Origin of the sequence: Pseudobutyrivibrio sp. (assembly GCF_017471675.1) — a bacterium.
In the GTDB taxonomy this organism is placed as follows: Bacteria; Bacillota; Clostridia; order Lachnospirales; family Lachnospiraceae; genus Pseudobutyrivibrio.
In genome coordinates this window covers 45462-60239 of sequence record NZ_JAFUSK010000002.1, presented here as the reverse complement: position 1 = coordinate 60239, position 14778 = coordinate 45462, and the positions used below count along the sequence as shown (strand labels likewise).

Genomic DNA, 14778 nt, shown 5'->3' with positions numbered 1-14778 from the left:
CTATGCCCTATCCTTAAGTAATGCATTGAATATATGTGATACACCCCATCTAAAGTGCGTACTCTCATCCTTTTTAAGTAACTTTGAAGCCACTGATTCAAAGCACTTTGTAGCCTTAGATGTAGGATATTCCATAGATACTACCTTTTGATTTCTTACAGCCTTTTCAAGCTGGCTGTCATAGGCCACATATCCTAAATAATCTAAGCTACCACCTAAAAACTTTTGTACAACAGAATTCATTTTTTCATATACAGCTCTTCCCTCCGCCTCACTTGTAACCTTATTAGCTACTAAATGTACATTAGTTCCGTCTTTGGAATACTTAGGACTTTTGTACATTGCTTTCATAAGGGAATAAGAATCCGTAAGGGAACTTGGCTCTGGTGTTGATACCAAAATCACCTCAGGAGAAGCTAAAACGAACTCTAATACCTGATCCGAAACTCCCGCACCTGTATCTATTATAAGAATATCACATAAGTCGTTTAAAAGTGATAGATTGTGGACTAAAAACGCAATTTGTTCACGATTTAGATTGTTTAATCCAACTACGCCTGATCCCCCAGATATAAAACCTATTCCCATAGGTCCTGTTGTTATAATATCTCTGATGCTCATCCCCTTAAAAATCACATCAGAAAGATTGTATTTAGGTAAAGTACCAAACATTACCTCTACATTGGCAAGGCCAAAATCCCCGTCCAAAATAATTACCTTTTTATCAAGTCGAGTGAACCAAACTGCCAGATTAACTGCCATATTGGATTTACCAACTCCACCCTTGCCAGATGTTATGGTAATTACCTTTGTCTTTTCAACGGTTCTGATATTTGAAGCCTTGATGACGTTTCGTAGGTTTTGCGCTTGATCCATTTAGTTTCCTCCCAATAATAGCTTTACCAGCTTTTGGGCGTTTACAATCTCAATGTCATCTGGCACATTTTGTCCAACTGTAATATATGAAAGAGGCGCCTTTGTATAAAGCTTCATGTTAAAAATATTTCCAAGGCACTTAGTTTCATCAAGCTTAGTAAATATAAGATTAAACTTAGCAAATTCCATATAAGAATCTGCAATATCTATTAAATCCTTCTGCTTTGTAGTTGCTGACAAAACCAGATAGACTTCGCTGTCATAATAATCTCCTAAAGCAGATATCAGTTTTTTAGTGTCCTGCCTTTGCTCCTCATTCTTATGAGAAAAGCCTATGGTATCAACTAAAATAACATCTAAATCATCGTTTTCTCTTACCTGCTTTTTAACAGTATCTAAAAGCTCCTCTGGAGAATAGATTACATTAAGAGGTACACCTAGGATATTTGCATAGGTCTGCAGCTGGTTAGCTGCTGCCATTCTGTAGGTGTCAGCAGTGATAAGACCGACCTTTTTACCTTCCTCAACCTTGAATTTGGAAGCGATTTTAGCTATAGTTGTAGTCTTTCCAACCCCAGTAGGGCCAATGAAAAACACAACCTTTGGTCTTCTTTCCCCCGGAACAATCCTTGTAGGTGTTCCAAGCTTAAGTACCATCTTTTGATATACATTAGACAAAAGATTATCTAAAGAATGGCTGGTACGTAAAACCTTATCCATATCCTCTAGAACCTGATTTATATATTTTTCCTGCACCTCATTTTCAAGAAGCACATTGTAAAGCATCTTTACAAATACATGATTATCCCCATCAATAGATGGCTTATTATTTTCTAATTCCTTAATTTGAATATCGTCATCTTCTGTTTTATTTATTACTTTTGCAGGCTGTTTTTCATTTACCACAGCTTTAGCATAAGCAGGCTTAGAATATGTAGGCTCAAAAAGCTTTGCATGCTTAGCGTTATCAGCCAAAGGTTCAAAATTATCTTCTTTATTATTTGTAGCTTTCGGTAATTCATCTATAGCTGATTTTACCTCAGAAGCAGTATCTATATTTGCATCTTCTACTACAGGCTCAGCAAGGGTCTGCTTTTCTAATACCTGATTAACAGCAGAAAATGCATCCTTTAATATAATTGCATCGTCTGCAACGGCCTCAAAGGAGCCCGACTTTGCTTCAGATGGCACAGCAAATGCCTTGGCACCACCTGACAAGCCCTCATCTTCAACAGCTGCAGTTACTTCATAGGTACTATGTTTGAATAACCCGCCGATTCCCTTGGGCTTTACAACCTTCACATTCATAATGACGGCTGCGCCACCAAGCTCCTTTCGTACCTTTTCCATTGCTTCTTCTTCAGTTTTTCCTGTGTACTTATTAATTGTCATTTACTCTACCCCGTTACCATACCTACTGATGAAAGCTCTACATTAGAATCAATTTCATTGTAAGATACAACAATTAAGTCCTTCACATAATCCTGTGTAAGACTCTTAAAATACATTCTCACTATTGGAGATGTAACAACAATAGGTGTTTTTCCCATCTCCTCAATCTTCTTAATTTCCTCCTCTAATGATGCTATTATGGCTTTTATTCGCTCAGGATCAAGTGTTAAGTATGCCCCTTGCTCTGTCTGCTTAATAGAAGCCATTATATCCTGCTCAACCTTAGGATCCACTGTAATTACCTGTGTCACCTCATTAGGAGCAAAATACCTTCCTGATATAGCTCTCTTTAATCCCTGCCTTACATATTCTGTAAGTACATCTGTATCATGGGTTGTTGTAGCATGATCTGCAAGTACTTCAAATATTGTAAGAAGGTCTCTGATAGAAACCCCTTCTGAAAGCAAGTTCTGTAATACCTTTTGAACATCTCCAAGACCAAGTAGCTTTGGTACAAGCTCATCAACAATAACAGGATTGCTTTCCTTAAGGTTATCAATAAGATTTTGAACATCCTGTCTGGTAAGAAGCTCTGCAATATGGCTTCTAATAACCTCCGTCAGATGTGTTGCAATAATTGAAGGTGGATCTACAACAGTATAGCCAAGAGATTCAGCTCTTTCTCTCTGGCTTTCCGTTATCCATAATGCTGGCAAATGGAAGGATGGCTCAAAGGTAGGAATACCTGTAATTTCCTCCTCCACGTAGCCTGGATTCATAGCCATATAATGGTCGAATAGAATCTCGCCTTCTGTAACCTGAATTCCCTTAATCTTAATAATATATTGATTAGGATTAAGCTGAATGTTATCACGAAGTCTGATGATAGGAACTACAGTACCAAGCTCTAGTGCTATCTGCCTTCGAATCATAACAACTCTATCTAGCAAATCACCTCCTTGATTTGCATCAGCTAGTGGTATAATGCCATAACCAAATTCAAGCTCAATCGGATCAACCTGTAAAAGAGATACAACATTTTCCGGCTTTCTTATTTCTTCTGCTTCAGTTTCTTCTGCTGCTACCTCATGTTCAATTTCCTCTTCTCCAAGAGTCTTGGACATTGAATAACCTGTGATAATGAAAGCTGCTCCAAATGCCACAAACAGTACCCAGTTCAAAGGTGTTGCAATACCAAGGAAAGCCATGGCAGCACCAACAATATACAATACCTTAGGAATACCAAATAACTGCCTTACCAGTACTCCTGAGAAATCAGCTGCCTTAGAGCCCTTTGTAACAAGAATACCTGTTGAAAGTGATATTAAAAGAGATGGAATCTGTGATACCAGGCCATCACCAATTGTAAGAATGCCAAACTGCTGAATAGCCTCTGCAAATGGCAATCCCTGATTCATCATTCCCATTACAGAACCACCAGCAAGGTTTATTACTGTAATAATCAAGCCCGCTGTAGCATCTCCCTTTACGTACTTGGTAGCACCATCCATAGCTCCGAAGAAGGCTGATTCTTCTTGAATCTTATCTCTTCGCCTTTTAGCCTCAGCATCATCTATGGCTCCAGTATTAAGGTCAGCATCAATTGCCATCTGTTTACCTGGCATAGCATCCAGTGTAAATCTTGCTGATACTTCAGCTACACGTTCAGAACCTTTATTGATTACCATGAACTGAATAATAATCAGAATTAAGAAGATAATTGCACCTATAACAAGATTATTTCCGCCAACGAAGCTTCCGAAGGTTCTAACTACATTTCCTGGATCACCTGTTGAAAGAATAAGTCTTGTAGAAGATACGTTTAATGAAATTCTAAAAATAGTTGTAAACAAAAGTAATGTAGGGAAGAATGACATGTCCAAAACTTCCTGTACAAACAGTACATTCATAAGAATAATAAGAGCCACAGATATATTAAAGGCAATCATTATATCAAGAACAAAATTTGGAATAGGGATAACAAAGAATGTAACTGCAGCAAGTAAGTATATTGCAATTCCAATATCAGATTTTTTAACTGAAGCTGTTAAATCCATACTCTTCTCCCCCTTCCTTAAGATTAGCTAACTTCTTTGTTTCTATTGGTGTAAACAACCGCTAAGATTTCTGCCACTGCCTGATATAGCTCTGGTGGAATGGCTTCGTCAATCTCTACTGTAGCGTAAAGCGCTCTGGCAAGAGGCTTATTTTCAACAATAGGAACATCGCTTTCTTTAGCTAAATCTTTAATTTTTTTAGCAAGATAATCCTCACCCTTTGCAACCACTCTCGGTGCCTCGTCCTTAGTATTATCATAAAGAATAGCCACCGCAATGTGAGTAGGGTTTGTAATAACAACATCGGCCTGTGGAACATTTTTCATCATTCTACGCTGAGAGCTTTCCATCATCCTCTGTCGTTGTTTACCCTTAATCTGAGGATCTCCTTCTGTGTTTTTATATTCATCCTTAACCTCTTGCTTAGTCATCTTCATATCATCTTTGAATTTCCATCTCTGATATGCGTAGTCAGCAAAGCCAAGAACAATATAAACAATACTTATTTTTATTCCAGTATCAACTATAATCTGAAATATAAGACTAAGTGCAGCATTAAAAGATATATCATACAGTAAAAACAATGTATTAGCCTGGTCCTTTATGCTTGTATATGCTATATAAAACACAAGTATAATTTTTGCTAAAGCAAAAATCAGATTTACAATAGATTGCTTTGAAAATATACGCTTAAAACCACTAATTGGATTAAACTTAGAAAGCTTTGGCTCTAAAGGCTTTAAGGTAGGCTTCCATCCCACCTGTATTAGATTACCAACAAAATCAGTTGCAAATCCAATTGCCAAAAAAGGTAATAAAATAATTAAGGTTTTAAGTATAAGTGACCTAAAAATACCAATAAAAGCTTGTATGGTAAGGCCATCTTTCATACCAACAACATCTGGAAAAATTGCATATATCCATTTAAAGATTTCTCCTATTCGAACACCTGCAAATCCAAAGAAAACCCTAAGTGCAAAGAAGAACCCCAAAAGAGATACACCATTTACTATCTCTTTACTTTTTGCAACCTTGCCTTCTTTTCTGGCATCAGAAAGCTTTTTACTGGTAGGTTCCTCTGTTTTTTCGCCCCCTTCACCGTCAGGAGCAAAAAATTGCAGATTATATGGAATTAGCAAATAATTCTTTTCATACATCAATACAACCCCTGCAAATAAAGTGACATCATCTTCTTCATTTCTTTAAAAATAAATGTAGCAATGTCTGGTAACAAAAATACTGTTAGAAACAGCACTGCAAATCCAACAATTATTTTAAGCTGGGCACCAACTGAAAACATGTGAATCTGAGGTGCCACCTTAACCATAATTCCAAGTATGGCGTTAAGTACCATAATTACTGCAAATATTGGAAGAACAATTCTAAATCCAATAATAAAAATGTCAGTGATAAAGGTAATGGTACTTGTTAGCAATGAATCCCATTTAAATACGGTTCCCCCAATAGGAATGAGTGTATATGCATCCACAAATGTCTTGAATATAAATCGATGCATTCCCGATAAAATCAACAAAATCATAATGAAATTGTTGTAAAGTGTTCCTGTTGCAGAAGTTTCAGTCTGTAAAGATGGGTCATACTCCTGTGCCATAGATAGACCAATATTCATGTCTATCATATTTCCAGAAAGCAGAATAATAAAATTGCAACAGAATGTGGCAAAGCCTATTATTAATCCTGTAATAGCCTCCTTAACAACTAAAAAAGCATATCCAACTACCGTAGAGTAATTAAGAGCGCTAAAATCCACAACAAAATACAAAAGTAAAGCAACTAAAGCAGAAAAGCCTATTTTAAGTCTAGCCGGTGTATTTCTTGTGTTAAAAAATGGCGCCACTACTACAAACATGGATATGCGGGTAAGGAGTAACAAGTAATATTCAAAATTTTCTAAAGTAAAATTAATACTAAACATCTATTCTAGCCCAGGTATATGGAAAAGTTTGCCCAAAGGTCGGTAATATAATTAACAAGCACTGTGAGCATCCATGGACCGAAAAACATAAGTGCCGCAAATACCCCTACAATCTTAGGTATAAATGTAAGGGTTTGCTCCTGAATAGATGTGACTGTCTGAAAAATACTGATAACAAGACCTATCACAAGTGAAACTAGCAAAAGTGGTAACGATGTAATCAAAAGAATGTAGATACTATTTCTAATGATATCTAATACCTGTCCTTCAGTCATAACCTATCCTCTCCTAAAATTTTCTATTATTAATAGAATGTTTTCACTAACCCGCCAATTACAAGATCCCATCCATCTACTAAAATGAAAAGTAGCATTTTGAATGGTAATGAAATAGTTGTAGGTGGAAGCATCATCATACCCATAGACATAAGTACCGATGCAACTACCATATCAATAACAATAAAAGGAACATAAATCAAAAAGCCGATAATAAAGGCTGCCCTAAGCTCTGATAAAATGAAGGATGGAACAAGAACTGTAAATGGAACCTCGTCCAATTCATCTAAGCTATAGGTGATACCTGCAATATCACAAAACAAAGCCAAATCCTTTTCCTGAGTTTGTGGATACATAAACTCTCTAACAGGAGTAATGGCTGCATCTATTGCTTCCTCCTGGGTAATTTCGCCTGCATCAAATGGGTCAATTGCATCTGTTTTAATCTGAGTTAAAACAGGTGACATAATGAATAATGTTAAAAACAACGCCAACCCTATCAATATCTGATTTGGAGGCGCTGTATTAGTTCCAATAGCAGCGCGAACAAAGTGAAGCACAATGACGCATCTGGTAAAGGATGTAAGCATTATCAGAATTGAAGGCGCTAAGGTAATGATAGTAAGAACAAGTAGCATTCTAAGCGTAGCTGTAAAATTGCCGTCCTCACCATCAAATGTTAATGAAAAGCCCTTATTTCCGCTGCCGACAACCTCGTCCGATGCATTAGGTGCATTTTCAGTTGCACCATAGCCCTCGTTACTGGCCCCATATTCTGTACCATATTCAGTTGCATAAGCTTCCATGCTCCAAGTAAAAAGTGTATATGAAATAACAGCCAGTGAAAAAATCAGGCTAAAAATCACATACCCCTTCTTTAATTTTTTCATAACAATCTCGCCGCCTAATTATTTTTGTTTCTTGGAAAGCTTCTCTAAAACTGTTTTAAAATCAACAGGTTGAATACTTTCAACAGGCTCATCTAACTCTTTGAGCTGTGATGAGGATAATTCACCTAAAAGTGTAACCTCGTCCTTACCTGTGGCAACTACGAAGTATTTATCCTCACCAGCTCTAACAATTTGTACAAATTTATTATTTGATAGTCTGATAGCCTCAATTATCTCTAGATTTTTATTTGCCCCCACTGTCTTTTGATATCCTGCAATCCACTTTGTGACAAAAGCGGTAAGTGCAAGAACCCCCACAAATACAAATAAGGCAAAAATCAATTGAAAGAAGCTTTCCCCCGCCGAAGAAAGAAGTATCATATTATCCAATTACCTTCTTTACAGCTTCTAGTACACGCTCAGCCTGGAATGGCTTTACGATAAAGTCTTTTGCACCAGACTGGATAGCTTCAATAACCATAGCCTGCTGACCCATAGCAGAGCACATAATAACGCATGCGTTAGGATCCTTCTCCTTGATTGCCTTAAGGGCACCAATACCGTCCATCTCAGGCATTGTGATATCAAGAAGTACAAGATCTGGAGAAAGCTCAGCATACTTATCAACAGCAATCTTGCCGTTTTCAGCCTCTCCGACTACATTGTAGCCATTCTTGGTGAGAATGTCCTTAATCATCATTCTCATAAATGCAGCATCGTCACAGATTAAAATGTTTTTTGCCATGTCTTCATCTCCTTAAATATATTGTTTATTCTTTGATGATTTCTGTTATTCGTACACCAAAAGACTCCTCGATTACTACGACTTCGCCTTTTGCCACGTACTTGCCGTTCACAAGTACATCTATTGGTTCACCGGCTATTTTATTTAGCTCGATGATGGTACCTGGTGCAAAATCCAAAATATCTTGGATTGTTTTATTGGTTCGACCTAACTCAACTGTAACCTCCAAAGGCACATCTAAGATTAAGTCGATATTCTCCTGGGCGAACTGTGCTGCAAAGCCAGGACCGAAAGGAGAAAACTGTGCAGGCTGTACATTTACCTGCTGCTGAGGTGGATACATATACTGTGGCATCATCATAGGCTGACCTTGTGGCATCTGCCCTGCCATCATATTTGGATCGATCTGTGGTGGCGGCGCAGCCTGTGGTGGTGGAGCTGCTGCCTCTGGTGCCGGTGGTGGTGCTGGAGCATCTGCTGGTGCTTCTGCTATTCCGTCATCCACTGTAGACTTAGAATCAGACTCCATATTATTGAGTACTGAATCACACATCTCCTTGGCAAGTGAAATAGGATACAGCTGCATCATTTCACTGTCTACCAGTGTTCCAATTTCCATCTTAAAGGCTATTCTTACGAAATTTTCCTTTAAGAATTCGTCAATCTCACCTGCATCTATAGTAGCCAAATCTGTAAGAGTGGCTGTAGGAGGTGATATATCTACCATTTTATTTAGCATACATGAAAGGGATGTTGCACTTGCTCCCATCATCTGGTTCATAGCCTCTGATATTGCCGATAGATGAAGGTCTGATATCTCACCATCTATATTGGTGCCATCTCCACCCATCATCAGGTCTGTGATAACCTTTACGTCATCCTCTTTCAGTACAAGGATGTTAGAACCATCAAGACCCTTAGTGTAACCAATTCTAACTACAACGCAGGAATTATCATAATTAGATGCTAAATCTTCCCAATTAGTTTCAGTAACAACCGGTGTTGATATTTCTACCTTTTGGTTTACCAAGGAGAAAAGCGTTGTTGCTGCACTTCCCATGCTTATATTGGCAACCTCACCAATTGTATCTATTTGCTGTTCGGAAAGTTCTCCACCGCCTCCTGACGATCCGCTTTCCGAAGGGCCTGCATCTGGAATACCCCCACTAAGTAGTGCATTAATCTCATCCTGTGATAATACACCGTCTCCCATTCTACTGCTCCTCCCTAATGATTTGTGTCACTCTAACTGCGTAATCCTTACCTGATGCTCCTGGAAGGGCTTGGAACTTCTTTATGTCGCCCACGAAAACATCTAGCTCTTGATCTACCTTTGTATCAAGTCTAACTATATCCCCAACTTGAAGCTGGGAGAAATCAGCCACCGTAATTGTACTATTGCCCAGTACTGCGGTAACTGGTATCTTAGCGTGAGTAATAAGTGCTTCAACAGCCTCTGAATAATTCTCACCTGCTTTCTCCTTTTGACTACTATACCAGAACTTTGTGTTTAATTTGTCCATAACTGGCTCTAAAGTAATAAAAGGTAAACAAATATTCATAAGGCCTTCTACATCACCGATTTTTATATTGACAGTTACAATTGCAATCATCTCTGACGGTGATATAATCTGTGCGAACTGAGAGTTCGTCTCAATTCTTTCAAGTCTAGGATGAACATCAAGTACGTTCTCCCAGGGTTCTCTAAGCAAGTCCACACAAGAAGTCATAACCCTTTCTATAAGTAACAGCTCAATTTCTGAGAAATCTCTTATTTTATCAAGGGGTTCTCCTTCGCCCCCAAGCATTCTATCAACCATGGCAAAGCCAAGATTAGAAGCCATTTCTACGATTATATTTCCCTCTAAGGGAGAAAAATCAACCACACCTAAAAGCACAGGATTCGAAAGGGAATTTGAAAACTCCATGTAGGTAACAGCCTCGGAGTTCATTACCTCTACCTGTATATTCTTTCTAAGGAATATTGGTAAATTGGTGGAAAGTAATCTTCCATAATGCTCGAAGATAATTTCCATTGTACGAAGATGCTCCTTAGAAAACTTGGATGGTCTTGCAAAATCATAATTCTTAACAGGCTTTTCTTTATTATTTTTGATTTCTTCTGCATCTAATTCACCGCTTGTTAAGGCGTTCAGCAGGTTGTCTATTTCGTTTTGTGAAAGAACGTCACCCAAAGTTTTCTCACCACCATTCGTCCCAGTAATAATGTATTTTGCCCTATTAAAAGTTTCCTATAGCTAGGGCCTAACAGCTTATTGATAAGTTGCACTACTGAAGTTAACTCTTACAATAAATGCTGATTTAAACAATCCCTGGAGAGCTTCAAGAATTTCTTCCTTTACCTCATCCTCTTTATTTTTCATATCCTCAATAGTATGATTCTTAACTATCGTGTTTATGGTATCTCTGATAACACTGTCATAGGTTGCTAAAGAACCATCTGGAGCAATCGTTGCGTAATCCTCGTTGGTGCTATCAAGTGATAAAGAAACACTAAGTACAGCGTAATGAGTAGCACCATCACCACTATCGGCTAAGTTTATAGTAAGATTTTCGCCTGTATTAACAGCATAATCAACCATATCGGATACATTTACTGCCAATGAACCTGCGGTATCTCCAGCCACCAAATCCAAATCTATAGCCGAGCATACCTTTGTGATTAGCTCATTAGCCTTTTGGGTCTCTGGTATGATAGTTATTGTCAAAACCGCTGTAAGAGCCAGATTAACAACAACCAGCGCAAGTATAACTACTGTAATCAAATTTCTCTTCATGATTTGCCTTTCTTACTCATCTGTATTAGATGAATATGAGTTGTAAATTTTGATTTCAACACGTCTATTTCTTGCTCGCCCCTCTGCAGTACTATTGTCCGCTATAGGAACATATTCACCTCTACCCGCTGATTTAATATATGCAGGATTAAGGTTAGTAACCTGTCGTATTCTTTCGGCAACATAAAGTGCTCTGTACATTGAAAGTACATCGTTATTTTCGTAAGTACCAGATTTCATTGGAACATTATCTGTATGTCCCTCAATTTCAATAATATTATTTGTATACTGTGAGAGTATTTTGGATAAGTTATCAACTATAGGTATAGCATCTTCTGTAAGCACTGCCTTACCAGAATCAAAAAGCAAAGCACCATTAATGGTAATCATTACGTAATTTGCATTAAAATCAACTTCCACCTGATCCTGAAGACCATATTCCGAAAGCTTGCTTTCAATTTCTTCTGCAATGGACTCGCTTTCTGTAGCACCAGCTTCCTCTAAAGCTTCTTGCGCCTCTTCTACAGAAACACCATTTGAGGTTTCCTCACCTTCATTTGAAGCAGAGCCATCTTCCTGTTGCTCTCCTTCATTTTTGGTATCGGTCGCTCCCTCCTTTTCGTACTGTTCATCATCACCATCATGAACACTATTAAAATAATCATCAAACATTTCAAGCTGACTGATTCCCGAAGAAATCATCTGTCCCTCACCAATAGAGGTGCCGCCCGATGAAAATATACTAAAACTAGACTGAATACTTGCTATTACTTCCTGAAATTTCTCCGTATCTGTACTACTCATAGAAAAAAGCAATACGAAGAAGCAAAGTAATAGGTTCATCAAGTCTGAGAAGGTGGCCATCCAGGCAGGAGAACCAGCAGGAGCCTCCTCTTGCTTTGGCTTCTTTGCCATTAGCCTTCACCTCCTCCATCGCCTCCGCCAATAGCTTCACGAGCTGAAGGTGGCAAGAAGGATTTAAGTTTTTCTTCTATTACTCGTGGGTTTTCACCTGCTTGAATAGATAGCAAGCCCTCCACTGTAATACTCTTAGACATTGTCTCCAATCCACTGTTAATACCAAGCTTAGTTCCTATAGGACCTGTAAGCCAGTTGGCAATTAGAGAACCATAAAGTGTTGTAAGTAAGGCAACGGCCATGTTAGGACCAATTGTAGATGCATCTTCAAGGTTCTTTAACATGTTAACCAGACCTACTAAGGTACCAATCATTCCCCAGGCTGGTCCCATTTCACCCCATTTAGACCAGAAGTTTATAACTGTTTTATGTCTTGATTCCATATTATCAAGATCCGTTTCGAGAATAGCTCTTACAAGTTCAGGTTCTGTACCATCTACTACTAAGTTAATTCCTTTTTTTAGGAATTCATCATCTATACTATGTGCTGCCTCTTCTAGGGCTAGTATACCCTCTTTTCTGGAAATATTGGCCAGATTAATGATTTGAGAAATACTATCAGCTGGACTTACTACCTTTGGTTCATTAATAGCTAAAGTAATACCCTTTAGTCCACCAATGAAGTCGGCCATCTTATTACACGCCAAACAAGAAGACAATGAACCACCAATTGTGATAATAACTGATGGAACGTCTATGAAGTTTGCCATTGCTGCGACACCACCGGATGAAACGATTCCAAAGATAACCATTACAACACCCAGTACCAAACCAGCTAAAGTAGCTATATCCAAAACTCTCACCACCCCGTAATTTTTTAGAAAATCTAGCCAAATTGCATGGAATTACGCGCTTTAACTTTTGTGTATATTTTACTAGATTTAAACTTTATTGTCTACTTTTATACATAAAATCCTCTCATATTATTGTGTTTTTTCCATGTCCTAACCACTAAATATAGAATATTCACAAAATTTTTAAAATTTCATTACACTATTATTCTAAGCGGCCTCCAAGAATTACATGCTCCCGCAAGCCATCTCCCGTTTCAGCCAAGGGAACCTCCCTAAAGGGTCCCTCCTTAGCTGAATGGGGCCCTCTTGCTCGCGCTTGCCTAGGTTGAGTAGCCGCTTACTATACATAAAAAATAGCTAGGGCGTGTAGACGCCCTAGCGAGATTTAACCTAAACTAAATTATCGTTTGAGGTTGATAAGTTCTTCAAGCATTGTGTCGGATACGGTGATAATACGTGAGTTTGCCTGGAAACCACGTTGAGTGGTAATCATGTCGGTGAACTCCGCAGAAAGGTCTACGTTAGCCATTTCAAGCTGTCCTGTGTTCATAGAAGAACCATCAGCTGAAATGTCAACCCCAATACCATCAAACTCTCCTGAGTTAAGTGTTGTCTTGTAACAGTTGTTACCAATTTCTTCAAGACCAGATGCGTTAGCGAATTGAGCAGCTGCAATCTGTCCTAAAAGAACTGTGTTACCATTTGAATATGAGCCATAAATCTTACCATCATTTGATACTGAAAGGCCAGTCATTGTACCGAGCTTCTTACCTTCACCTCTCATAATAGTTCCATCTGGAACACCACGGTTTGCAACAGCAGTTGATGTACCGCCGTTATCATAGTTCATAAGCTGGGCAAAATCGATAGATATATCAGATAAAGCTCTGTTAATATTATCTCCTGTTAATGGGTCTGTATTACTTGTATTTGGTCCAAGAAGGGATGTATGTAATGTTATTTTTGTATTGCCTTCGCTTCCGGCATAAATCAAATTACCTTCTTTGGTATGAAACTGAAGCTCTGAAGAAGCCATTGTAAGTGTAATGGTACTTCCAGAAACATCTACTCCAATAACTGCGCTATCATCATCAAGCCCACAGACCTGAGCCAATGTTAGTGTTTTACCTGAATTATCAGCCGCCACAAATTTATTTTCTTTTGCATTATACTGGTATGTAACACCATCGTATGTAACTAAATCAGAGCTTCCGCCACTAGTAACTCCAGTACTTAGTGAGTATACCTTAGTAAATGGTGTAGGATTATCTCCACCAAAAATCTTATCTAAAGTATTATCTGCTGATTCACTTAGATAATCAGCCAGAATATTGTTATTGTTAGTATCATAAACACCAGTTAAACTAACTGAATACTTGCCAGTTTCCCCGTCCTCCAGCTTAATAGCAAATTTAGCTGTATATGAATATCCTAAGTTATCGTACAAAGTAAATGAGCGGGCGTATCCACTAGAAGATTTAAACTGTGAATCATATTTATCAATTACACCACTGAAGCTAGCCTCTGTTGTAGCCTCAGGAGGAGATGTAAGATTTGCAGCCTGCATTACTCTAAGTGGAGTTACAGTGTTCTTGTTGATTACAGATGGGTTCTGGGCATCAACCTGCCATCCCATAACCAAGTAACCAGTTGTTGTCATGGCAAGGTTACCGTTACCATCAATATAGAATGAACCTGCTCTTGTAAATACATTCTCAGAGCCATTATTTACTACAAAAAAGTTGGTTGTATTAGTGTCAGATAATCTGATATCAAGAGCATCACCAGTAGACTGGGCAGCGCCTGATGAAGTAACAGATATTTTTGTTGCTCCATTGGTAACACCAAGACCAATCTGCTTAGCATTTACACCACCACGGGTTGCAGTGGCACCAGATGCCTGTGAAGTTGTCTGATACATAATATCAGAAAACGTTGTTGAAGATGATTTGAACGCAACTGTGTTAACGTTAGAGATGTTATTACCAATAACATCCATTTTTGTCTGATGTGTCTTAAGACCTGCCACACCAGAGAAAAGTGATCTCATCATAATGAATGACCTCCTCAAAGCAAAGTGCACTTGAGGTGACTGCT

The 14778-nt window shown here is 38.4% G+C and carries 15 protein-coding genes; all 15 read right to left on the bottom strand.

All coding sequences use genetic code 11. The features are described from left to right. Positions 1–876, bottom strand: coding sequence for a MinD/ParA family protein (locus tag IJ535_RS00310; RefSeq protein ID WP_294297161.1), 876 nt, complete (start codon positions 874–876; stop codon positions 1–3). Then, entirely contained in the window at positions 877–2268 is a 1392-nt protein-coding gene (gene flhF / locus IJ535_RS00305) for a flagellar biosynthesis protein FlhF (RefSeq protein WP_294297159.1), read from the bottom strand. It abuts the gene before it with no gap. A gap of 5 nt (positions 2269–2273) precedes the next feature. After that, complete coding sequence (flhA, locus tag IJ535_RS00300; RefSeq protein ID WP_294297156.1) at positions 2274–4325, bottom strand: flagellar biosynthesis protein FlhA; 2052 nt, start codon at positions 4323–4325, stop codon at positions 2274–2276. A gap of 23 nt (positions 4326–4348) precedes the next feature. Beyond that, positions 4349–5482 (bottom strand): flagellar biosynthesis protein FlhB, encoded by a 1134-nt coding sequence (gene flhB, locus IJ535_RS00295; RefSeq protein WP_294297154.1) that lies wholly within the window; start codon positions 5480–5482, stop codon positions 4349–4351. After that, positions 5482–6261, bottom strand: a complete 780-nt coding sequence (locus IJ535_RS00290) for a flagellar biosynthetic protein FliR (protein ID WP_294297151.1) — start codon at positions 6259–6261, stop codon at positions 5482–5484. Before IJ535_RS00290 ends, flhB begins: the two co-directional genes overlap by 1 nt. Before the next feature lie 5 nt (positions 6262–6266). Then, positions 6267–6536 (bottom strand): flagellar biosynthesis protein FliQ, encoded by a 270-nt coding sequence (fliQ, locus tag IJ535_RS00285; protein ID WP_294295557.1) that lies wholly within the window; start codon positions 6534–6536, stop codon positions 6267–6269. Between the two features lie 29 nt (positions 6537–6565). Beyond that, positions 6566–7426: a flagellar type III secretion system pore protein FliP gene (gene fliP, locus IJ535_RS00280; RefSeq protein ID WP_294297148.1), complete on the bottom strand. Its 861-nt coding sequence runs from the start codon at positions 7424–7426 to the stop codon at positions 6566–6568. A gap of 18 nt (positions 7427–7444) precedes the next feature. Beyond that, on the bottom strand, positions 7445–7807 hold the full coding sequence (locus IJ535_RS00275) for a flagellar biosynthetic protein FliO (RefSeq protein ID WP_294297233.1): 363 nt from the start codon (positions 7805–7807) through the stop codon (positions 7445–7447). 1 nt (position 7808) lies between these two features. Next, positions 7809–8171 carry a response regulator gene (locus IJ535_RS00270; protein ID WP_028243865.1) on the bottom strand — a complete coding sequence of 121 codons (363 nt, stop codon included), beginning with the start codon at positions 8169–8171 and terminating at the stop codon, positions 7809–7811. Positions 8172–8196: 25 nt separating this feature from the next. Then, a complete protein-coding gene (gene fliY, locus IJ535_RS00265) occupies positions 8197–9384 on the bottom strand; it encodes a flagellar motor switch phosphatase FliY (protein WP_294297143.1) in 1188 nt (395 codons plus the stop codon). 1 nt (position 9385) lies between these two features. Then, positions 9386–10366 (bottom strand): flagellar motor switch protein FliM, encoded by a 981-nt coding sequence (gene fliM / locus IJ535_RS00260; RefSeq protein ID WP_294297140.1) that lies wholly within the window; start codon positions 10364–10366, stop codon positions 9386–9388. A gap of 78 nt (positions 10367–10444) precedes the next feature. Further along, positions 10445–10969: a flagellar basal body-associated FliL family protein gene (locus tag IJ535_RS00255; protein ID WP_294297137.1), complete on the bottom strand. Its 525-nt coding sequence runs from the start codon at positions 10967–10969 to the stop codon at positions 10445–10447. Positions 10970–10981: 12 nt separating this feature from the next. After that, a complete protein-coding gene (locus tag IJ535_RS00250; protein WP_294297135.1) occupies positions 10982–11884 on the bottom strand; it encodes an OmpA/MotB family protein in 903 nt (300 codons plus the stop codon). Beyond that, positions 11884–12690 (bottom strand): motility protein A, encoded by an 807-nt coding sequence (locus IJ535_RS00245; protein WP_334298418.1) that lies wholly within the window; start codon positions 12688–12690, stop codon positions 11884–11886. Before IJ535_RS00245 ends, IJ535_RS00250 begins: the two co-directional genes overlap by 1 nt. A 391-nt stretch (positions 12691–13081) precedes the next feature. Then, on the bottom strand, positions 13082–14734 hold the full coding sequence (locus IJ535_RS00240; RefSeq protein ID WP_294297130.1) for a flagellar hook protein FlgE: 1653 nt from the start codon (positions 14732–14734) through the stop codon (positions 13082–13084). Positions 14735–14778: the final 44 nt, after the last annotated feature.